This window comes from Arthrobacter sp. FW305-BF8 (genome assembly GCF_021789315.1).
GTDB lineage: Bacteria > Actinomycetota > Actinomycetes > Actinomycetales > Micrococcaceae > Arthrobacter.
Genome location: NZ_CP084561.1, coordinates 214,641 through 235,564, shown reverse-complemented (window position 1 = coordinate 235,564; position 20,924 = coordinate 214,641). Strand labels below are relative to the sequence as shown.

The 20,924-nt window shown below is 66.4% G+C and carries 21 protein-coding genes; 17 read left to right on the top strand and 4 right to left on the bottom strand.

From position 1 onward, the window contains the following. Positions 1-24 precede the first annotated feature (24 nt). On the bottom strand, positions 25-2,157 hold the full coding sequence (locus LFT45_RS01050; protein ID WP_236806120.1) for an amylo-alpha-1,6-glucosidase: 2,133 nt from the start codon (positions 2,155-2,157) through the stop codon (positions 25-27). Positions 2,158-2,336: 179 nt separating this feature from the next. On the opposite strand from LFT45_RS01050, the gene LFT45_RS01045 reads away from it, so the two are divergent. Further along, positions 2,337-3,014 (top strand): DNA alkylation repair protein, encoded by a 678-nt coding sequence (locus LFT45_RS01045; protein WP_236806119.1) that lies wholly within the window; start codon positions 2,337-2,339, stop codon positions 3,012-3,014. Between the two features lie 35 nt (positions 3,015-3,049). Here LFT45_RS01045 and LFT45_RS01040 read toward each other — a convergent pair whose 3' ends face one another. Beyond that, positions 3,050-3,817 (bottom strand): lytic transglycosylase domain-containing protein, encoded by a 768-nt coding sequence (locus tag LFT45_RS01040; protein ID WP_236806118.1) that lies wholly within the window; start codon positions 3,815-3,817, stop codon positions 3,050-3,052. 181 nt (positions 3,818-3,998) lie between these two features. On the opposite strand from LFT45_RS01040, the gene LFT45_RS01035 reads away from it, so the two are divergent. The 11 genes from LFT45_RS01035 (at position 3,999) to LFT45_RS00985 (ending at position 13,814) form a co-directional block, all read left to right on the top strand. After that, complete coding sequence (locus tag LFT45_RS01035; protein WP_236806117.1) at positions 3,999-5,234, top strand: CaiB/BaiF CoA transferase family protein; 1,236 nt, start codon at positions 3,999-4,001, stop codon at positions 5,232-5,234. Positions 5,235-5,236: 2 nt separating this feature from the next. After that, on the top strand, positions 5,237-6,112 hold the full coding sequence (locus LFT45_RS01030; RefSeq protein WP_236806116.1) for a hydroxymethylglutaryl-CoA lyase: 876 nt from the start codon (positions 5,237-5,239) through the stop codon (positions 6,110-6,112). A 72-nt stretch (positions 6,113-6,184) separates the two neighbouring features. Further along, positions 6,185-7,549, top strand: a complete 1,365-nt coding sequence (locus LFT45_RS01025; RefSeq protein ID WP_236806115.1) for a 2-hydroxycarboxylate transporter family protein — start codon at positions 6,185-6,187, stop codon at positions 7,547-7,549. Positions 7,550-7,561: 12 nt separating this feature from the next. Further along, entirely contained in the window at positions 7,562-8,098 is a 537-nt protein-coding gene (locus tag LFT45_RS01020; RefSeq protein WP_236806114.1) for a gamma carbonic anhydrase family protein, read from the top strand. A gap of 33 nt (positions 8,099-8,131) precedes the next feature. Next, positions 8,132-9,826, top strand: coding sequence for a thiamine pyrophosphate-binding protein (locus LFT45_RS01015; protein ID WP_236806113.1), 1,695 nt, complete (start codon positions 8,132-8,134; stop codon positions 9,824-9,826). A gap of 22 nt (positions 9,827-9,848) precedes the next feature. Beyond that, on the top strand, positions 9,849-10,502 hold the full coding sequence (locus LFT45_RS01010) for an IclR family transcriptional regulator (protein WP_236806112.1): 654 nt from the start codon (positions 9,849-9,851) through the stop codon (positions 10,500-10,502). A 277-nt stretch (positions 10,503-10,779) separates the two neighbouring features. Then, complete coding sequence (locus tag LFT45_RS01005; RefSeq protein WP_236806111.1) at positions 10,780-10,989, top strand: hypothetical protein; 210 nt, start codon at positions 10,780-10,782, stop codon at positions 10,987-10,989. 109 nt (positions 10,990-11,098) lie between these two features. Beyond that, entirely contained in the window at positions 11,099-11,401 is a 303-nt protein-coding gene (locus LFT45_RS01000; RefSeq protein WP_003802821.1) for a DUF4193 domain-containing protein, read from the top strand. Positions 11,402-11,447: 46 nt separating this feature from the next. After that, complete coding sequence (locus LFT45_RS00995) at positions 11,448-12,536, top strand: calcium:proton antiporter (RefSeq protein WP_236806110.1); 1,089 nt, start codon at positions 11,448-11,450, stop codon at positions 12,534-12,536. A gap of 21 nt (positions 12,537-12,557) precedes the next feature. Continuing rightward, positions 12,558-13,067: a MarR family winged helix-turn-helix transcriptional regulator gene (locus LFT45_RS00990; RefSeq protein ID WP_236806109.1), complete on the top strand. Its 510-nt coding sequence runs from the start codon at positions 12,558-12,560 to the stop codon at positions 13,065-13,067. A 144-nt stretch (positions 13,068-13,211) separates the two neighbouring features. Further along, the gene (locus LFT45_RS00985; protein WP_236806108.1) at positions 13,212-13,814 is read left to right on the top strand and encodes a TetR/AcrR family transcriptional regulator; all 603 of its coding nucleotides are present in this window, start codon (positions 13,212-13,214) and stop codon (positions 13,812-13,814) included. 125 nt (positions 13,815-13,939) lie between these two features. Here LFT45_RS00985 and katG read toward each other — a convergent pair whose 3' ends face one another. Further along, positions 13,940-16,234, bottom strand: coding sequence for a catalase/peroxidase HPI (gene katG / locus LFT45_RS00980; RefSeq protein WP_236806107.1), 2,295 nt, complete (start codon positions 16,232-16,234; stop codon positions 13,940-13,942). A 145-nt stretch (positions 16,235-16,379) separates the two neighbouring features. Between katG and LFT45_RS00975 the strand changes: the two genes are divergently transcribed. Together LFT45_RS00975 and LFT45_RS00970 are read left to right on the top strand one after the other, a co-directional pair. Beyond that, entirely contained in the window at positions 16,380-16,973 is a 594-nt protein-coding gene (locus LFT45_RS00975) for a histidine phosphatase family protein (RefSeq protein ID WP_236806106.1), read from the top strand. A 122-nt stretch (positions 16,974-17,095) separates the two neighbouring features. After that, positions 17,096-17,809, top strand: coding sequence for a hypothetical protein (locus LFT45_RS00970; protein WP_236806105.1), 714 nt, complete (start codon positions 17,096-17,098; stop codon positions 17,807-17,809). A gap of 86 nt (positions 17,810-17,895) precedes the next feature. On the opposite strand, the gene LFT45_RS00965 is transcribed toward LFT45_RS00970, so the two are convergent. Next, the gene (locus LFT45_RS00965; protein ID WP_236806104.1) at positions 17,896-18,726 is read right to left on the bottom strand and encodes a DUF2382 domain-containing protein; all 831 of its coding nucleotides are present in this window, start codon (positions 18,724-18,726) and stop codon (positions 17,896-17,898) included. Positions 18,727-18,959: 233 nt separating this feature from the next. Here LFT45_RS00965 and LFT45_RS00960 point away from each other — a divergent pair, with 233 nt between their 5' ends. The 3 genes from LFT45_RS00960 to LFT45_RS00950 are packed head-to-tail and all read left to right on the top strand — an operon-like array spanning position 18,960 to position 20,838. Then, entirely contained in the window at positions 18,960-19,772 is an 813-nt protein-coding gene (locus LFT45_RS00960) for a hypothetical protein (protein ID WP_236806103.1), read from the top strand. Then, entirely contained in the window at positions 19,769-20,200 is a 432-nt protein-coding gene (locus LFT45_RS00955; protein WP_236806102.1) for a phage holin family protein, read from the top strand. The genes LFT45_RS00960 and LFT45_RS00955 overlap by 4 nt, the downstream gene beginning before the upstream one ends. Beyond that, the gene (locus LFT45_RS00950) at positions 20,197-20,838 is read left to right on the top strand and encodes a DUF3618 domain-containing protein (protein WP_236806101.1); all 642 of its coding nucleotides are present in this window, start codon (positions 20,197-20,199) and stop codon (positions 20,836-20,838) included. Before LFT45_RS00955 ends, LFT45_RS00950 begins: the two co-directional genes overlap by 4 nt. The last annotated feature ends 86 nt before the right edge of the window (positions 20,839-20,924 follow it).

Genomic DNA, 20,924 nt, shown 5'->3' with positions numbered 1-20,924 from the left:
AAAGCGGCGGCACTAATCCCTGAATTATTGCGCCAGGTCGGCAGCCCATGGCCGGATTCCGTGGTGGAACAGCATGCCCTCGGGCAGTCCCTGAACGCTCGCAACGGAACCGAAGATGTCTATGGTTATTTTGGCGTCTGCCATTGGGGCGTTGGTGATATGCAGGTCGCCGTAGGATTTAGGGAGCACGGGATCCAGCCACAGGCCGCCGCGGGCTACGTCGGCGTAATAGCCCATGAGACTCTTCACGAGCTGAATGGGTGTGGTTGCGGCCCAGGCCTGTGGTGAGCAAGCAGTGGGATAGGGGATAGGTTCGTCGAATTGCTCCCGGCTGAATCCGCAGAACAACTCGGGCAACCGGCCCTCGGAGTACTCTGCTGCCTCAAAAAGAGCCGTAGAGATGCGCTGGGCCTGCTCGACGAGGCCGTAGCGGAGGAGGCCGGCCGCGATGATCGCATTGTCGTGGGGCCACACGGATCCGTTGTGGTAGCTGGCGGGGTTGTAGGCGCCCATGTCGCTGGCCAGGGTTCTTACGCCCCAGCCGCTGAACATTTCCGGGGACATCAGCCGTTCGGCCACCAAAGGAGCTTTATCCGCGTCGACGATGCCGAACAACAGGCATTGGCCCATGTTGGATGCGCATGCGTCGACCGGTTGCTTGTGCCCGTCGAGGGCGATGGCGTAGTAGCCGCGGTCGGGCAACCAAAACTGTTCGTTGAACTGCTTCTTTAACTGCGCCCCGAGATCCCGGTACTCGCCCGCTAGCTTCATGTCGCCGGCGTCGCGGGCTATCCAGGAGCGGGCCATGTACGCGCTGTAGACGTAGGCCTGCACCTCGCACAGGGCGATTGGCGGCTCAGCCATCCTGCCGTCGGCGAAGTTGATGCCGTCCCAAGAGTCCTTCCAGCCTTGGTTGATGAGTCCGCGGTCGTTGAGGCGCTCATACTCGACGAAGCCGTCGCCGTCCTTGTCCCCGTAATGGCGGATCCAGTCCAGCGCCCGGTCGACGTGGGGCAGCAGGTCGGAGATGGTCTCTGCGGCGAATCCCCAGCGGCTGATTTCGCCGAACAGGGCCACGAACAGCGGGGTGGCGTCGACGCTGCCGAAGTAGGCCTGCTTTCCGCCCAGGGCCAGTCCGCTGGAGACATCGAGCCTGACCTCATGGAGGATCTTCCCCGGTTCCTCCTCGCTCATTTCATCCACAATTCGCCCCTGACGATCGGCGAGAGTCTGAATGGTACCGAAAGCCAGCGACGGGTCAACGGGGAGAGCCATGAGGGACGCCCAGAGCGAGTCCCGGCCAAACAGGGCCATGAACCATGGGGCGCCAGCGGCGACGACGATGCGGTCCGGGTGGTCGGGGTCCTCAATGCGCAGCGCACCCAGGTCGTCGTAGCTTCGCCGGAGGGTTCGTTCGATGGAAGGGTTCCCCATCTTCAGCACGGGAATCTTGGCCACCCACTCCTGGCGGCGCCTGTCGCGGGGCGATATTTCGCCTTCATTGGGCCGGACGAAGCGTGCGGCGTAGTCGCTTCCGCCGTCGGTAGGGACGACGCTGATGGTGGTGCTCCACTGTGCGTGCGGCGGGATCGCGAAGTGGTAGGCCAGCCCCTCCTGGGCGATGTCGGCACCCTCGGCCGTTACCACTACGCCTTTCCGGACGTGCTCCCAGGCGGCGCGGATGGTTAACGAGTCGCCCTGCGCTTTGCGGGACTCTTTCCAGCGGCGCTGGATGCGTGCCTCTTTCACCTCGAAGAGGTCCGCGAAGTCCGCCTCGACCCGGAGGGTAAGGACGCACTCGGCAATGGCTGCCGAGTAGCTTTGGACGGTGATCCGCTCCAGGATGCCGGCGCCTACCTCACGGAGGCGTTCGACGATCAGCGGGCTGTCCGCGTGTCCGTCGGGCCGGGGGACACGGCCGACAAACACGGCACGGTAGGGTTCCTTCGTCTTCGCCCCGAGCGGCTCCAGTGGGGCGCCATTAATGAGTACCCGCCAGCAGGACAGTATTCGGGTGTCCTCGACAAAAACGCCGTGGGGGTACTCGGTGCGGATATCGCCGTTAGCCGCAGAGATGCAAAATGATGAGCCCTCCACAAGAGTGACCGAGCCCGGCCCCGGCGACCCTGCAGCAGTGTCCGCATTCCATCCAGCCATCCGGGCTCCTTCAGAATTGACCTGAACGCCACATCGAAGGGCTGCCCGCGCATGGAACCGCTCGGATGCGACGGCCGGCCCTCGTTCAATGACGCTACGCCGCTGGGCCGCGTGATTCCAGCCCTCGCCCGCCGCCGTCCTACAATACGAGCAAAAGCAGGCAGCGAGCAGGGGTAGTGATGGCCGAGGCAGCAAAAGACGCCGTGATGGCCGAACTGGCCGAACTGGCCGAACTCGAGGATCCAAAGATGCGCGAGGCGAACCAGAGGCGCGGCGACGACCACGGTGTGAACCTGTCCGCGTTGCGCGCGGTCGCGAAGCGGCTGAAGACGCAACACGAGCTGGCCCGTGAACTGTGGGCCACGGATGACACCGCCGCGCGGTTGCTGTCACTGCTGCTCTGCCGGCCGAAGGCCTTCGAGCAGCAGGAACTGGATGCCATGCTGCGTCAGGCACGCGCACCCAAGGTGCATGACTGGCTGGTGAACTACGTGGTGAAGAAGAGCCCGCACGCCGAAGAGCTGCGGGCCGCCTGGACTGACGACCCGGACCCGGTGGTCGCGAGCGCCGGCTGGGCACTGACCACCGAGCGGGTCGCGAAGAAGCCCGAGGGCCTGGACCTGCCAGCGCTACTGGACACCATCGAGGCGGAGATGAAAGACGCCCCTGATCGATTGCAGTGGGCGATGAACCATACCCTGGCGCAGATCGGCATCGAGCACGCAGACCACCGGGCCCGGGCCATTGACATCGGTGAACGGCTGGAAGTCCTGAAGGATTACCCCACCCCGCCGAACTGCACCTCGCCTTTCGCCCCGATCTGGATCAATGAGATGGTGAGCCGGCGGGGCGCCTGAGGCCCCCTGCTGATGCACCGTTAGGCGCGCCGGGCCTACTTGGTAGGACCCGCCTGCTCCGCATACCCAACAGCCTGCTCGCCCACTTGCTTCAGGTAGGCCTCGGACTGGTTGTAGGACCAGATGGCCTCGGTCCAGCCCTGGTCCGAGGCGAGGTCCCGGCCGCCGGCACACAGGTAGCGGGCAGCACTGAGGGCGGCGTCGTCGATGTTGTGCGGATCGGCCACCCCGTCTCCGTTCGCGTCCGTTCCTGCCAGCTTCCACGTGGAGGGAATGAACTGCATGGGTCCCACGGCGCGGTCCCAGAGGGCGTCGCCGTCGAGCGCGCCGCCATCGGTGTCGGCAATGGCGGCGAAGCCGTCCCCGTTGAGGCCGGGGCCGACGATCGGACCGCTTACGTCTCCCGAAGCCGTGAGGTGGCCTCCGCCGAGGGCGCCGTGCGCGGATTCAACAAACCCGACGGCGGCTACCGTGTTCCAGCCGATCCCGCATGCCGGCGCATCGGCATTGGCCATGCCGGCCGCGGCAACGTACGCCCGAAGGGCCCGGGCAGGAATTCCGGTTTGCACCGCGGTCCGGGCCAGCCAGCCCGGTTCGACAGTCCTGGTGATGTTCACGGCATGCGTACTGCCACCGGCCAGCGGCACGAACTTCCCCGCCGCCTGCGGCGGAGCCGGCTGGGCCGCGTGCACTCCCGCGCCGGGCACGCCTGCATCGGCCATGCCCAAGAGCCAGAACGCGCCCGCGGTTATAGCGCAGAACGCGAAAAGGCTGAGAACCGCGAGGCGTTTCAGACGAAGCACGGACCAGCCTAACCCGGCGGCCGCCCGTGGTTTGTACACCTGGGACACAGAAGTGCCACGAGCCTGTTGCGCAGGTCACACCCTACTGCTATGGTTTCTCCGCCTAATGACAATCCCCTCCCACAGAATGGGAAATCCGGTACTCGTGAAACTTTGCGCCAGGAGCGCAGGCAGGAATGACATGACTGACGAACTACACATCGAGGGCAACGCCCTCCCCCTCCGCGGCATCCGCGTGCTCGAACTGGGCAGCTTTATCGCCGCGCCGTTCGCCGCCCGCCTCTTCGGTGACTTCGGCGCGGAGGTCATCAAGATCGAAAAGCCCCAGGGCGGCGACGAACTGCGCGACTGGCGCAAGACCCGCGGCACCACCTCCATGCTGTTCCGCACTATTGGCCGCAACAAGAAGTCGGTGGCCCTGGACCTCCGTTCCGAGGCGGGCCGCGAGGCTGTCAAGAAGATTGCCGCCCAGTGCGACGTGGTCATCGAGAACTTCCGCCCCGGCACCCTCGAGAAGTGGGGCCTCGGCCCGGACGTGCTGCAGGAACTCAACCCGGAGGTGGTCATGGTCCGGATCTCCGGCTACGGCCAGACCGGACCGTACAAAAACCGCGCCGGATTCGGCAGCTCCGCTGAGTCGTTTGCCGGCCTGCGCTACATCACGGGTGAGCCGGACCGCCCGGCCGGCCGTGCGGCGGCCAGCATGGGCGACACCGTCGCCGGGCTCTACGGCGTCATCGGGGCCCTGATGCTCATGCTCCAGAAAGCCCGCGGACTGGAGGCGGGAACTTCCCAGGTTGTCGACGTCGCCCTCTATGAAGGGGTCTTCAGCCTGCTCGAATCGCTGGTCCCGGACTATGACGCCTACGGCATGATCCGGCAGCGCACCGGCGGCGCGCTGCCCGGCGTCGTACCTACCGGCTCCTATCTCTGCCAGGACGAACTCGAGGTGGTCATCGGCGGCAACTCCAACTCCGTCTTCGTCCGGCTCATGCGGGCCATCGGCCGCGACGACCTCGCCGAGGACTCCACCCTGCTCACCACGGAGGCGCGCGGCGCCCGGGAGGAAGAGCTCAACGGCGCCATCTCTGCCTGGACCGGCAGCATGCCCCTCACCGCAGTCCTCGACAAGCTGGATGACGCCGGCGTGCCGGCCGGTCCCGTCTACGACGCCCCCAGCATCGCCGTCGACCGTCACTACCTGGCCCGCGACATGATCCAGACCCACGAGGTGGTCATCGAGGACGAGCCCGAACTGATCCGGTTCCCCGGCGTCGTGCCGAAGATCCCGGGCCACGAGGGCCGGGTCAAATGGGTCGGCCCCGAACTCGGCGAGCACACGGCCGAGGTCCTGCAGGAGCTCGCCGGCATGAATGCAGACGAGATCGCCGGCCTCGGACTGCAGGAGGCGCGCTGAACATGAAGGTCGAAATCACTGATGTGTTCCTGCGGGACGGACTCCAGGACGAGCCTGTCATCGTTTCGACGGCCCACAAACTGGAGATCGCCGGGGCACTGGTCGACGCCGGACTGCGGCGCATCGAGGTTGCCTCCTTCGTGAACCCGAAGCGGGTGCCGCAGATGGCCGACGCCGCCGAGGTAGTCGCGTCGCTGCCGGCAGTTCCGGGGGTCACGTACACCAGCCTGGCGCTCAACGGCCGCGGCATCCAGCGGGCCGTCGAGGCGGGAGCCACCGACATTCAGGTGGTCACCTCCGCAAGTCAGGCGCACAGCAACGCCAACGCCGGCCAGGCCATCGAGGACGCCCTGGCCAGCCTCGGCGCGGCCGTGGCCGGGTTCCCGGAAATCCGGTTCTTCGCCGGCATCTCCACCGCCTTCACCTGCCCGTTCGAGGGCGCAATCGACCCGGCCTACCTGCTGCGCGTGGTGCGCACTTTCAAGGACATGGGCATCACCGACGTCGGGCTCGCGGACACGCTGGGCACCACGCCCACCGAACAGGTGATGGCCAGCCTGCACCACGTCAGCGACGCCGAACCGGACCTCACGTACTACCTGCACCTGCACAACGCTCACAGCCAGGCGCTGGCCACCGCGAGCGCCGCAGTGGAGACCGGCGTTGTGCGTTTCGATGCCGCCCTCGGCGGCTACGGCGGTTGCCCGTTCGCCCCCGGCGCACACGGCAACATCGCCACGGAGGAGCTTGTCCGGCACCTCCACGACGCCGGACACCAGACCGGCATCGACGAGGACCGCCTCGCCGGGGCTGTGCGGCTCGCCCGCGACGTCCTCGCCCATTCCCCGGCGGCCGGCGTTCTCGATCCCGCCCGCTAAACCCTTTACTGCTTCAACCCCCGTCCACAGGCCGCCGCGGCGGTCTACCCACCAAACGTTTTGGGGACAATGATGTCTACAAATTCACGTACCACGGACCTCACCATCGAACCTACGGACCGGCCAATGCGCGAGAAGAGCCAGGATCGTGTGCGGCTCAGGATCGCCAGCATTCCGGCCCCGCTCTACCTCGTCCTCGCCGGGCTGGTCCTGGCAGCGGCAATCACGGGCAACCTTCCGGACACGATGGTGGCTGGCTTTGCCACCACCATCCTGCTCGGCGGGCTCTTCATCTGGATCGGCAACCTGTTCCCGGTGGTCCGCGACTTCGGGTTGCCGACCATCCTCTGTACCTTCGCTCCGGCCACGCTGGCTGTCCTCGGCCTGATGCCCGGGAACCTCGTCACCGTGGTGCAGAACTTCATCGACGGACACGGCTTCCTGGACTTCTTCGTCGTCGGCATCATCGCCGGGTCCATCCTCGGCATGCCCCGCGCCCTCCTGCTGAAGGCCGGCCCGCGCTTCGCGGTACCCGTCGTGGGCTGCCTGATCGCCACCTTCGTCCTGGTCGGGCTCATCGCGGCCCTCACAGGCTTCGGCTTTATCGAAGGCATACTCTTTGTCGCCGCGCCCATCATGGCCGGCGGGCTGGGTGTCGGGGCCCTGCCCATGTCCGAGATGTACGCCTCGGCCACCGGCGGCGACTCTGCCACCTTCATGGGTGACCTGATGTCCGCCGTCGTCATGGCCAACGTTGTGTGCATCCTCATCGCCGGCATCTACAACGGGCTGGGCAAGCGCAAGAAGCAACTCTTTGTCGGCTTCAACGGCCACGGGCAGCTCATGCGGATCAAGGGCCGCTCCGACGAGCTCACCCTGCCGCCCAAGCGCGACGCCTCCTCGTTCGTCGCCCTCGGCAAGGGCCTTCTCATCGCCGGCAGCCTCTTCGTCTTCGGCAACCTGATGGCCGCATTCCTCCCCGGCCTGCACCCCTACGCCTGGGCCATCATTGCTGCCGCCGCCGTCAAGATCTTCGGGCTGCTCCCCCAGGATGTAGAGGACTCCACAGCCGACTGGGGTGACCTGATCGGCGCCGTGCTGGTCCCGGCCCTCCTGGTGGGCGTCAGCCTGACCTACATCGACATCACCGATGTCCTCGCCTCGCTTAGCAACCCCCTCTTTATCCTCCTGACCATCTGCACCGTCGTCATCGCGACCCTGACCTCCGGCGTTCTCGGCTGGCTCGTGAAGTTCAACTTCGTCGAGGCCTCCATCACGCCCGGGCTGGTCATGGCGGACACCGGCGGCAGCGGCGATGTCTCCGTCCTGAGCGCGGCGAACCGCATGCACCTGATGCCGTTTGCGGCCCTCACCAACCGCCTGGGCGGCGCGCTGGTGCTCTTCGTGACGTCGCTGATCGTCCCCTTCCTCACCTAAGAAAGGTCCATCGTGACTGACAACATCCTGGCCGTCGGCGGCCGCTCCCCACAGATCTCTGGCGACGCGTGGGTGGCGCCCACCGCCACGGTCGTCGGATCTGCCACCATCGGCGCCGGAACGGGAATCTTCTACGGCGCCGTCATCCGGGCGGACATGGAGGACATCAGCCTCGGCGAGGGCAGCAACCTCCAGGACACCGCCGTCGTCCACGCCGACCCCGGCTACCCTGCACGCGTGGGCAACCACGTCAGCGTGGGGCACGGCGCGGTGCTCCATGGCTGCACGGTGGGCGACGGGGCACTCATCGGCATGAATGCCACGGTCCTGAACGGCGCCATCATAGGCGCCGGCTCCCTGGTGGCAGCCAACGCGCTGGTCCTCGAGGGCACCGAGGTGCCGCCAGGCTCGCTCATGGCGGGCGTACCGGCCAAGGTGCGCCGGGCCCTCACCCCGGAGGAGATCGAGCATTGCCGGCAGAACGCTGCAACGTACGCCGCACTTACGCTGAGGCACCGGGACGCCACTACCGCGGCGCAGCCGGCCTGACCAGTTCCCACCCCACGAACGCAAGGACAGCCAATGACCACCACCTCAGCCACCTCACGGCAAAGCGCCTCGGCGCCCGGACTTCCTGATGAGGGCCACGTCTCGGCGGCCGTCGCCGATGTCCTGGCGGAACGCGCGGGACACCTGTTCGGGCTGATGGGCAACGGCAACGCCCACCTCATCAGCCGGCTCACACGCCGCGGCTTCCCCTTCACGTCGGCCCGCCACGAGGCCGCGACCGTTGCCATGGCCGATGCCTACCACCGCGCCACCGGCGGCGTGGCGGCGGCCTCCACCACCTACGGCGCCGGCTTCACCAATGCCTTCACAACCCTTGCCGAAGCGCGGCTGGCCCGCATTCCGCTGGTGTTCGTCGTCGGAGATGCCCCGGCCAGCGGCCGCCGGCTGTTCGACATCGACCAGGCCAAGGCGGCCGAAGCCGCCGGCGTCACCACACTGGTGGCCCGCCCGGACAACGCCGCCGCAATGACCCACCGAGCATTCGACCTCGCTTTGCAGACAGTCCAGCCGGTGGTGCTCGCCATTCCCTACGACCTCGCCACGGCTCCCCTGCAGGCCCCGGCGCCGCTTGAACCCCTTCCGGCCAAACCCGCGTGGCCGGCGGCAGCTGACGATCTGGACCGGGTGGCGGAACAGCTCGCCTCGGCGCAGCGGCCGCTCATCCTGGCCGGGCGCGGCGTACTTCTGGCCGGTGCAACAGCCCCGCTGCGGGAAGTGGGCGACCGGCTCGGCGCCCTCTTCATGACCTCCGTGATGGCCGCCAACGCCTTCCGCAGTGAGTGGGACCTCGGCATCGCGGGCGGCTTCACCCGCAGCCACCGCCTCGACGTCGCACGCCAGGCGGACCTCGTCCTGGTGGTCGGGGCAAGCCTCAACACTTTCCAGACCCGGTACGGAACACTGTTCCCGGCAGACGCCAGGATCATCCGCCTCGACAACGAACCCGACGCCGGGCAGAACGCCGGCGCCGAATACGTCCGCGCGGACATCCTGCCGTTCGCCGAGGGACTGCTGGAAAGGGTGCCGGCCGCGGCATCGCCGACGTGGCGGGATTCTGTCCCCGAAGTGTCGGGACCGGATTTCCGTTCGTCCAGCCCGGTGGAGGACCCTGTCGAGTTCGGGGCGGACGGCCGACTCAACCCACGCGCCGTCGTCGCTGCCCTGGACCGGATCCTGCCGGCCGAACGATCCGTGGTCATGGACGGCGGGCACTTCATCGGCTGGGCGCCGATGTACCTCTCCGTCCCGGACCCGTACGCGATGGTCCTGGTGGGGACCGCCTTCCAGTCCATCGGGCTCGGCTTCGGCTCCGCCGCCGGCGTCTCCGTTGCCCGGCCCGAACGCACCACCGTCCTGGTCAGCGGCGACGGCGGCGGCCTGATGGGGCTGTCCGACTTCGAGACGTTCCTCCGGGCCACCCGCAAGGGTGTCGTCGTCGTGCTCAATGACTCGGCGTACGGCGCGGAGCTGCACCAGTACGCCGCAAAGGGGCTGCACAGCCAGGCGATGCTGATCGACGAGGTGGACTTTGCCGCCGTCGGACGCGCCCTGGGTGCTGACGGAATCAAGGCCCACACCCTTGCCGATTTGGGGCAGCTTGAGGGCTGGCTGGCCACCCACGACGACGGCGTGTTCGTTCTGGACGTGGCGATATCACAGAAGGTGGTTGCCGAGTTCATGGCGGAGTCGCTGGCCGCCAAGGGCTGAGCCGGCGTCATAAGCTGGCCACATGCCGCCTACTGAACAGAACGGAAGCAACCGCACGCTGGAGCGTGCCGCCGCGATCCTCGACGCGGTGGGCCGGTCCGCCGTGTCAGCCAGTGAGCTGTCCCGGCGGACCGGCCTGTCCCTGTCCACCGCACACCGGCTGGCCCTGCAGATGGTGGATTACGGCTTCCTCCGCAGGACTGAAAGCGGCACCTTCCGCCTGGGCCAGCGGTTCGTCCGTTCGGCCCTGGAGAACGCCGCCCTGCCCGTGCTCCACGAACTCCGCGACAGCACCGGCGAAAGCGCACAACTCTGGGTCCGGCGTGGTGACGAAAGGGTATGCCTCCTCAGCGCGGACAGCCGGCACGAACTGCGCGCCACCCTGCCGCCGGGTTCGCGGCTCCCCCTGCCCGCCGGCTCCAGCGGCCGGCTCCTCGCCGCCGACGACGAAGTGCTGGCGGAGCTGGCTTCGGCGGGCTGGATCGAATCGGTCGGCTCCCGTACGCCCGGCCTCGGGTCCATCAGCGCACCCGTGCAGACAGAGGAAGGAATCATCGCGGCCGTCTGCCTCGCCATGCCCCTGGCCCGGGTCACCGGCTCGCCGGGCCAGGACCACGGCGCCGTCGTTGTGCAGGCAGCACGGAGGATCGCAGAGGCAGTGCGGGAAGGGGGCTAGGGTCCTGGGGGCTAGGGTCCAGAGGCTTGACAGACTTTTGACGTCAAGGTCTAATTTTTCGCAGAGCACCGAACATGATGCACGCGAGACCATGCGCGTGGACAGGCTTCCATCAGAGCCCGTGGGGGCGGTGCACCAGCGGCCTACAGGCCGCCCGTACAGGCGTCGTCCGATAGACGCTGCGTTCGCAGCGATCCCGGAGCGCTCCTTGCCGCCGATTCGCTCGCGGCCCAAAACTCTGAACAGCCCAAACATTTTTACACCTCAAAGGACATCCATGCCCAGCACCACCACGACCATCGACATCCACGTAGACCACCGCCAGATCCTCGATGAAAGGCTCGATGCAGCCGTCAAGGATCTCCAGGAAGCGGCCATGCTCACCGGAACGCACGGCATCATCGTCACGCGCAACAGGCCCGGAAGCTACACCGCCACGCTTTCCGAGCAGGTTCCATTCGGCATGACCCGCGAAATTATCCTCTAAACTTTGGGGACCTTGACCCGTCCCCGGTTACCGGGAATACCTGGCGGCGCCCACTCGTTGAGTCCTGCGAAAGAGCGTCGTCCGGCGCTCAGCCGAAGGAGTAAAAACCATGGCAACTGACTACGACGCCCCTCGGGTGGCCCAAGAGGACCAGCCGGCCAACGAATCCCTGGAGGCTATCCAGTCCCGGCAGGGCGGATCGCAGACTGCCTTGCTTGATGTCGAAGAGGCCGACACCGCCGAAGGCATCGACCTTCCCGGCGCCGACCTGTCGCACGAAGAGCTGCTGATCCAGGTTGTTCCGGTGCAGGAGGACGAGTTCACCTGTATGTCCTGCTTCCTGGTCCACCACCGCAGCCAGCTCGCGCGGGAAAAGGACGGCAAGAAGTACTGCTCGGAGTGTGAAGGCTAGTACCAGAGGGCTAGCTCTGAAGGGCCAGCACTGAGAAGATAGCGCTGTGCTGGCCCGGCTCCGATCATCCTGGACCGCCGTCGTTCCCGTCGTCGGCCTGATCGTGCTGGCCGTGACTTGGGGAGTTTCTCCCGGCCCGGTATTGGCCACCGCCATCGCGGTGGTCCTGATGGGCGCCGTCCTGTCGGCGGTGCATCACGCCGAAGTGGTGGCTGAGCGCGTCGGCGAGCCCTTCGGTTCGCTTGTCCTCGCGGTCGCCGTCACCGTCATCGAGGTGGCCCTCATAGTCACGCTGATCGCGTCCGGCGGCGAGGGAAGCCATTCCCTGGCACGGGACACCGTCTTCGCCGCCGTCATGATCACGGCCAACGGCATCGTGGGCATTGCCCTGCTGGTGGGCGCCCGCAGATACGGCATCCCGCGGTTCAACCCGGAGGGAGCGGGTGCCGCCCTGGCCGTGGTCACCACGCTGGCTACCCTGACGCTGGTCCTGCCGACCTTCACGTCGTCGCGGCCCGGACCCGAGTTTTCACCCCTGCAGCTGGGCTTCGCCGCCGTGGCCTCGCTGTCGCTCTACGGCGTGTTTGTGTTGACCCAAACCGTCCGCCACCGCCATTTTTTCCTTCCCGTCCTGTCCCCCGGGGACGGCGACGACGACCTGCACGGCCCCGCACCCACCAACCGGGCCACCTACACCAGCCTGGCGTTGCTGTGCGCGGCGCTGGTCGCCGTCGTCGGGCTGGCCAAAACTGTGTCCCCGGTGATCGAAGCGGGCGTCAGCCGTGCCGGGATCCCGGAGTCCTTCGTGGGCGTGATCATCGCCCTCCTGGTCCTGCTGCCGGAGGGCCTCGCAGCCTCCCGGGCCGCCTCGCGGAACAGGATCCAGATCAGCCTTAATCTGGCATACGGCTCGGCGATAGCCAGCATCGGCCTGACGATTCCCGCGATCGCCATCGCCAGCATCTGGCTGCCGGGACCGCTGACGCTTGGGCTAGGCGGTACGCAGATAGTCCTCTTCCTGCTGACTGTCATCGTGGGAACACTGACGGTTGTGCCCGGCCGCGCCACGCGGCTGCAGGGCGCCATCCACCTGGTCCTGTTCGCCGCGTTCCTGTTCCTCGCCATGTTCCCGTAGGCACTTCGATATCATGGCTTCATGACTTCCCCTTCAGGGAGCGACGAAGACCTCCTGCTCGAGCGGCAGCTCTGCTTCGCGCTGGCTGTCGCCTCGCGCACCGTCGTCGGCGCCTACCGGCCTGTGCTGCAGGAGCTGAACCTGACCCACCCGCAGTACCTGGTGATGCTCGCGCTGTGGGAGAAGAGCCCGCGTTCCGTCAAGGAAATCAGCGACGCCCTTCTCCTGGTCCCGGCCACCCTGTCGCCGCTGCTCAAGCGGCTCGAAGCCCTGGGATATGTCACCCGCCGGCGCGTTCCCGGAGATGAACGCTCCCTCGCGGTGGGCCTGACCCCCGAAGGAACCGCTCTCCGCGACAAGGCGTTGGGTGTGCCCGGCACCATGCTCGCCAAGCTCGGCCTCACCCGCGCCCAGGCCGAAGACATCCACGTGGCCATGACGCAGCTCATCGAATCAGCCCAGACGGATCACACGCCTGTTGACCCCAACGTGGAAGCTGATCCCAACCTGGAAGACGAGGCAACGGCCTAGGCGGGGCTCGCCTTCGGAGTTTTTGCGCAGATAATGGGCGCTAAACGGCCCGCAGGTCGCGATACGTGGACAAAACTCCAAAGTTCGACGGCGATCGGCCCTCCCCCGGCCGAATGTGGCACCGGAAAGGTAGAATTTCCTGGCATGAGGACAGTCGCAGACAATCTTGAGAATCCTGACGATGTCCGTACCCGTATTGTGGTCACCGCTTACGACTTGTTTTCCCACCGGGGAATCCGTGATGTGGGCGTCGATGAGCTGATCCGTGTATCGGGCGTCGCCAAGGCGACGTTTTACCGGCATTTCCCGTCGAAGGACGACGTGGCGCTGGCTTTTTTGAAGCGCCGCGACGAGCTGTGGATGCTCGGATCCGTGGTCCCGGAAGCCCGAAGCAGGGCCGATAACCCTGAGGACCAGTTGCTGGCCATCTTCGACGTCTACCATCAGTGGTTCCAGGACGATGACTTCGAAGCGTGTTCCTTCGTCAAGGTGCTCCTGGAAATGGGGGCAACGCATCCCTTGGGGCAGGCGAGCATCGAGTACCTGGGCCGGATCCGGCAACAGGTGCGGCTCCTCGCCGATGAAGCTAGCCTGGAGGACTCCGAGGCGTTCGCCCTCTCCTGGCACATCCTCATGAAGGGCTCGATCATTGCCGCCGCCGAGGGTGACAGAGGGGCGGCCGGCCGCGCCCGGCACATGGCCAGCGGGCTGATTGCCGACCACCGGCCGAAGCGCCTGCCGGAATAGTTTTACTTTAGAACCACCGACGCCGGCCGGTCACCGCAAAAGGTGACCGGCCGGAGTCGCACTTCCCTTAGTTCCTCCCTTAAAGAACGACGGCGGTCAGATGCAGCCGGCCCCTGGTGACTGGGTCAGCGCAGGTCGAAGCGGTCGAGCTCCATGACCTTCACCCATGCCGCGGCGAAGTCGTTGACGAATTTCTCCCTGGCGTCATCGCTCGCGTAAACCTCGGCCAGCGCCCGGAGCTGGGAGTTGGAGCCGAAGACCAGGTCGACCGGCGTGGCGGTCCACTTCAGCTCCCCTGTGGCCACATCGCTGATCTCGTAGACGTTCTCCTCCGCCTCCGAAGCCTTCCAACGGGTGCCCGGTGCGAGCAGGTTGACGAAGAAGTCGTTCGTCAGGACTTGGGGCCGGTCGGTGAGCACACCATGCGCGGAGCCGCCCACGTTGCCGCCGAGGGCCCGCATGCCACCGATGAGCACGGCCATCTCCGGTGCGGAGAGATCCAGCAGGTAAGCCTTATCAAGCAGGAGGGTTTCGGGTGGAAGCTTCTCGCCGGGGCGAACGTAGTTGCGGAACCCGTCCGCCCGCGGCTGCAGGTACTGGAAGGACTCGACGTCGGTCTGGTCCTGGGAGGCGTCGGCCCGGCCGGGCCGGAACGGCACAGAAACGTTGAAGCCCGCGTCGCTCGAGGCTTTCTCCACGGCCGCGCAGCCGCCGAGGACGATCAGGTCCGCCAACGAAACCTTCCTGCCACCGTTCTGGCCACTGTTGAACTGCTGCTGCACCCCCTCGATCGCCTGCAGCGCCGCCTCCAGCTCTCCGGGCTGGTTCACCTCCCAGCCGCGCTGGGGCTCCAGGCGGATGCGGGCGCCGTTGGCGCCGCCGCGCTTGTCAGTCTTGCGGAAGATGGAGGCCGCGGCCCACGCCGTCGTGACGAGCTGGGAGACGGAGAGGCCCGAGTCCAGGAGCTGGGCCTTGAGGGCCGCGATGTCCTCTTCGCCGATCAGCTCGTGGTCCGCCGTCGGGATCGGGTCCTGCCAGAGCTGCGGTTCCGGGACCCAGGGTCCGAGCAGGTGCGGGCCGACCGGCCCCATGTCGCGGTGCAGCAGTTTGTACCAGGCCTTGGCGAAGGCCACCGCGAACTCGTCCGGGTTTTCCAGGAAACGGCGCCCGATTTTCTCGTAGGCCGGATCGAAGCGCAGTGACAGGTCCGTCGTCAGCATGGTCGGCCGGTGCTTCTTCTCCGGATTGTGCGCGTCCGGGATGATCTGCGGGGCGTCCTTGGCCACCCACTGGTTGGCGCCCGCCGGGCTCTTGGTCAGCTCCCACTCGTACTCGAACAGGATCTCCAGGAAGCGGTTGCTCCACTCCGTCGGCCGGTCGGTCCAGGTGACCTCGAGCCCGGAAGTGATTGTGTCGCCTCCCCTGCCGCTGCCGTGCGTGCTGATCCAGCCCAGACCCTGTTCCTCCAGGTTCGCGGCCTCGGGCTCGGGGCCCACGTGCGCGTCGGCATCGCCGGCGCCGTGGGTCTTGCCGAACGTATGCCCGCCGGCGATCAGTGCGAAGGTCTCCTCGTCGTTCATCGCCATCCGCTTGAAGGTCTCGCGGATGAATTCTGCAGCGAGCTTGGGATCCGGGTTGCCCATCGGACCCTCGGGGTTGACGTAGATCAGGCCCATCTCGGTGGAGCCGACATCCTCCGCCATGCTGCCCTCGCCGATGTAGCGCTCATCGCCCAGCCAGGTGTCCTCGGGTCCCCAGAAGATCTGCTCGGGCTCCCACACGTCCTCACGGCCGAAGGCGAAACCGAAGGTCTTGAAGCCCATTGACTCCAGGGCGACGTTGCCCGCGAGGACCAGCAGGTCGGCCCACGAGACCTTCTGGCCGTACTTCTGCTTCACCGGCCACAGCAGCCGCCGGGCCTTGTCCAGGTTCGCGTTATCCGGCCAGCTGTTCAGCGGGGCGAAGCGCTGGCTGCCCTCCCCCGCACCGCCGCGGCCATCGTGGACGCGGTAGGTGCCGGCAGCGTGCCAGCTCAGCCTGATCATCAGGCCGCCGTAGTGGCCGAAATCCGCCGGCCACCAGTCCTGCGAAGTGGTCAGAACCTCAATGATGTCCTGCTTCAGGGCCTCGACGTCGAGTTTCTGGAACTCCTCCCGGTAACTGAAGCCGGGAGCGAGCGGGCTGCCTGCCGGGTGGTTCGCGTGGAGCACCGAGAGATCAAGTTGGTTCGGCCACCAGTCCGCGTTCGTGCGGGGCCGGTGCGCCTTCGGCTGCGGCGAGTCGATCGCCGGGTTCTCGCTCTCGCTGCCGTGCGAAGTCGCGCTGTCAGGGGCAACCGGACAGCCACCTTCAACTTTGCGGTCCAGACCCTGGGCACTTCCGGGCGTGGGAACCGGAGGATGGTCCTGGCGATCGGTCATGAGCTTCCTTCCATATGGCCGAGGCCGCGGTCGGACTCGGGCAGCCGGTCTAACCCTCCTATTGGACCATGGTCGGGTGGCGCGGTGAGAGCCCCTCTTCGCGAGTACGTCTCGGAGAAGAAAGGTCCTGAGGCTCTCGGGCACAATGGAAGGCATGACCATCACGACGTTCGCCCTCATCCGCCATGGCCAGACAGACTGGAATGCGCAGCGCCGGCTGCAGGGATCCAGCGATATTCCGCTGAACGACGTCGGCCGCGGCCAGGCGCGCAACGCCGTCGCCTTTTTGTCCGGGCAGGCGTGGGACACCGTGGTGTCCTCGCCATTGAGCCGTGCGGCGGAAACTGCAGACCTGATCGCTGCCGGCCTCGGACTCACGGTGGCCCGGCGTGTGCCGGAGCTCGCCGAGCGCAGCTTCGGGCCCGCGGAGGGCCTTCAGGCAGGCCCGGAACTGGAGGCACTGCGCATCCCCGGCGGCTTCCGCGGGGCGGAAAGCGACGACGAAGCGGGCTCCAGGGGCCTTGCCGCCCTGGAGGCCCTGGCCGAGGAGTTCCGCGGACGCCGCGTTTTGGTCGTGGCCCACGGAACGCTTCTCCGCCTGACCCTGAGCCGCGCCGTCGGGAGCACCCTCGCAAGCATCGACAACGCCGTGCTCAACCTTGCCCACCATCACGCCGTGGACGGCTGGCAGCTCGAATACTTCAACGGCGCACGGGTGGCGGAGGCCGCCCGCAGCTAGGAAATCGCGGCTGTCCCTGTCCCCCGGGGGCCCGACAGGGCTACCTTTTTGCTATGGGCCCGGCAAGCAAAGGCGCTCCGGACCGGCAAAGAGTTTCTACTCAATGAGGAGTGGGGCCGGAAATGAAGCCACGAACCATCATTCTGGGGATCATCGTCCTGCTGCTGGTTGCTGGCGGGGCGGCATTTTTTTACTTCAATAATTTGAGAAGCAGGGCTGCCGACTACAATCCGCAGATCACCCCGGCGGACTTCACGACGAAAATCACCAACAAGTACTTCGCCCTTCCGGTCGGCAAGAAAATGACCTACGGGACTGGCGGGGACAGGATCGAAATTGAGATCCTGCCGGAGAAGCGGGTCATTGAGGGCGTCGAAACGATCATCTACCTGGACCGGGAATTCAAGAACGGGCAGCTCGTCGAAGCGACCAAGGACTACCTGGCACAGCACAAGAACGGCGATGTCTGGTACTTCGGCGAGGACGTGGATAACTACAAGGACGGCAAACTGCAGGATCATTCCGGCAGCTTTCTCCACGGGCAGGATGGGGCGAAGGCCGGCATCTGGATGAAGGCCGAACAGCGCGTGGGCGACACCTACCGGCAGGAGTACTACCTGGGGCATGCGGAAGACATGCGGGATACGATCGCCACAGGCCAGACCGTCACGACGAAAATGGGCACCTACAAGGACTGCGTGAAGGTGGACGACTGGACGCCGCTGGAGTTCAACTCGCGGGAGCACAAGTACTACTGCCCCGAGGTGAGCTCGCTGGTCCTGGTCGAGGAGCCAAGCGGCAAACGGTCGGAACTGACAAACATTGACCTGCCGTAAGGGGGATGCAGCGTGAAAGCCAGGGCCGGCATCCGGCCCTGGCTTTCACGGTTTCCTGCTGCCTGCTATCTGCTATCTGCTATCTGCTATCGCCGCACGTCGTCGATGCGGTCGGTTTCGATGCGTTCCTTACGGACTTCCTCGTCGACGGTCACCTCGTCCGTCACCGTTTCCTTGTCGAGACGGACCCGCTCGACCGGGACGGTTTCCTTCTCGATGACGGGGCGTTCCTCATGGAGGGTCACCTCGTGTTCCTCCTCGCTGATATCGGGCCCGGACAGGGCCGCACCCCGGTTCGCCTCCGTGATGGGTTCCCGCTCGATCCGGACCTCTTCGCGCTGGACCGGAACGGTCTTGGTGACGTTCTCCGTGGTCACGTATTTACGAAGCCTGGCACGCCCGGCGGCCTGCGTTTCCGTGCCGACGTTCAGGCGCTCCTCGGAGCGGGTCATCGCGTCATCCGTGGTGGGCCCGGACGTGTCACGTCCAACCGTCCCGGTGACATCAGCCGTGCCGGACCGGGTGTCGCTAAAGGTGGCATTGCCCGTACCGGCGTAGCCTGCGTCTCCGCGGGTTCCCGTTTCCGCGTAGTTCTGGTGTCCGTCGAGGCCGTAGTGGCCGAAGAGCCGGTCCTCTTCCGCCGGCTCGAGGTGCCCGTCCGTATCCACCCTGGGCGCGTCCTTGACCTGGTCCTTGGTGTAGGGAACCACAACGTCGCTGCCTTCAAGGCGGGCGCCTTGCAGCGGGACAAAGGATTCGGAGGTTCCGAACAGGCCGGTCTTGACCGTCACCCAGGTCGGCTGGCCATCGGCGTCGTCGGCGTAGACCTGGCCTACTGACCCGATCTTGTCCCCGTCTGCAGAAAGAACGCTTCCGTTGCGCTGCAGCAGGTCATCGATGTTTTCCGTGGTGAGCATGCGTCTCCTTGGATTTCAGATGTTTCGGGTTCGCAACGCCTCCCTGCAGGACGCTGCACCCGAATACAATAAGCATGCTTAGCAAGGTTTTAGCAAGCATACTTATCAATTTTCGTGGAACCGACCTTTGGGCTTGCGGATTAATTAGCAAGTGTGCTTACTATTTCTGGGTAGCCAGGACTGCTGCCGATCCAGCACCGCTGGTTCTTCATCCTCAAGGAAAGAGAGCAACGATGACCGAGAACGCATACGGCACCGGGGTGTCCGCTCCCGGCCTGGACACCGCCGACTACACGGGTGATTACACGGGCACCGCCGGCTATCAGGACGATGGCTCCTCGAAGAAGGACGTGGCGAAGGAAGAGGCCGCGAGCGTCGCCGGCGAGACTAAAGTTGCCGCCCAGAACGTTGCCGAGACGGCCAAGACCGAGGCGAAGAACGTCGCGTACGAGGCGAAGAACAGCGCCAAGGACCTGCTGCACCAGGCGAAGTCGGACCTGGCCAACCAGGCCGGCACCCAGCAGACGAAGGCCGCCGAAGGCATCCGCACCATCTCCTCGCAGCTGCGCACCATGGCCGACGCACCGAACCAGCAGGGCGTAGCCGCGGACCTGATCCGGCAGGCCGCGGACCGCTCCGAATCAGTGGCTTCCTGGCTGGATAACCGGGATCCGGGCTCACTGCTGGACGAGGTGAAGTCCTTTGCCCGCCAGCGCCCCGGCACCTTCCTGCTCGTCGCGGCTGGCGCGGGCCTGCTCGCCGGACGCCTGGGCCGCAGCCTGCAGGCAGGCGCCCCGGACACGCGCACCGCCACCGGCACCGCTTCGCCGCAACCGGCCCGGCTCGCCACAACGGAGAACACCGTCACGACCGGCGCAGGCGAGCCCTTCTATGACGAGGCCAGCCTCGGCGAACCCGCCTTCGGCGAGCCGAGCATCTCGGGCACGGGACCCGCTTCCACGCAGTCGCTTCCAACCGGCTCCTCGGCGGGATCGCTGCGGGACATTGACGATCCGTACGTTCAGGGTGGGGGTCATCCCCTGTGAGCAGCCAGATACCCGATACCCCGCAGACGGCTGCGCACGCGAAGGCCGATACCACCTCCCTTGGTGACCTCCTGGGCGATGTCACCCGCGACCTGTCCACCCTGATGCGGCAGGAAATCGAACTCGCCAAAGCCGAACTGAAACAGTCCGGCACCCGCGCCGGCAAGGGCGGCGGCATGCTCGCCGGCGCCGGCGTCGCCGGGCACTTCGTGCTCCTGTTCCTCTCCATCGCCCTCTGGTACGCCCTCGGCGAACTCATGGGCCTGGGCTGGTCCGCCGTCGTCGTCGCCGTGCTCTGGGGCATCATCGCCACGATCCTCGCCAGCGTCGGACGCAAGGAACTCAAACACATCAAGGGCATGCCCCAGACCATGGAGACAGCCAAGGAAATCCCGCCCACCCTCAAACCGAACGGAGACCACCGATGAGTGAGAACCCGGACGCCATCCGCGCCGACATCGAAGCAACCCGCGCCCGCCTCGGCACCAACGTGGACGCCGTCGCCGACAAAGTCACCCCCTCCAACATCGTCCACCGCCAAACCAACAAGGTGAAGGACGCCGTCTTCGGAGTAAAGGACAAAGTCATGGGCACCGCAGAACACGCCACCCACAACACCTCCGGCAGCCTCCACCACGCCGCCCACAACACCAGCGGCGGGGTCCACCAGGCCACCGACGCCGCCGGGAACGCCCTCCACGGCGCCGGCGAAGCGATCGCCGACGCACCCCAGAAAGTCGCCGCCAAAACCCAGGGCAACCCCCTCGCCGCCGGCCTGATCGCCTTCGGCGCCGGGCTGCTCGTCTCCTCCCTCATCCCGCCAAGCGAGAAGGAACGCGAAGCCGCCGACGCCCTCAAGACCGCGGCCGAACCCCTGACCAGCCAGGTCACCGAGGCCGCCAAGGACATGGCCCAGGGCTGGAAAGAACCCGCCCAGGAAGCCTTGGAAAACGTCAAGTCCACCGCCACCGACGCCGCCCAGCACGTCAAGGACGAAGGCCAAACCGCCGCCTCAGACGTCAAAGCCACCGCCACGGACGCCAAGGACCACGTCCAAAACCCCTAACGCCGAGAACGCCCCAAAGACTCCAAGCACGACGCCGGCCGGCCCGCCCAACGCAGGCCGGCCAAATCGTTTCCAACCGGGCCCAC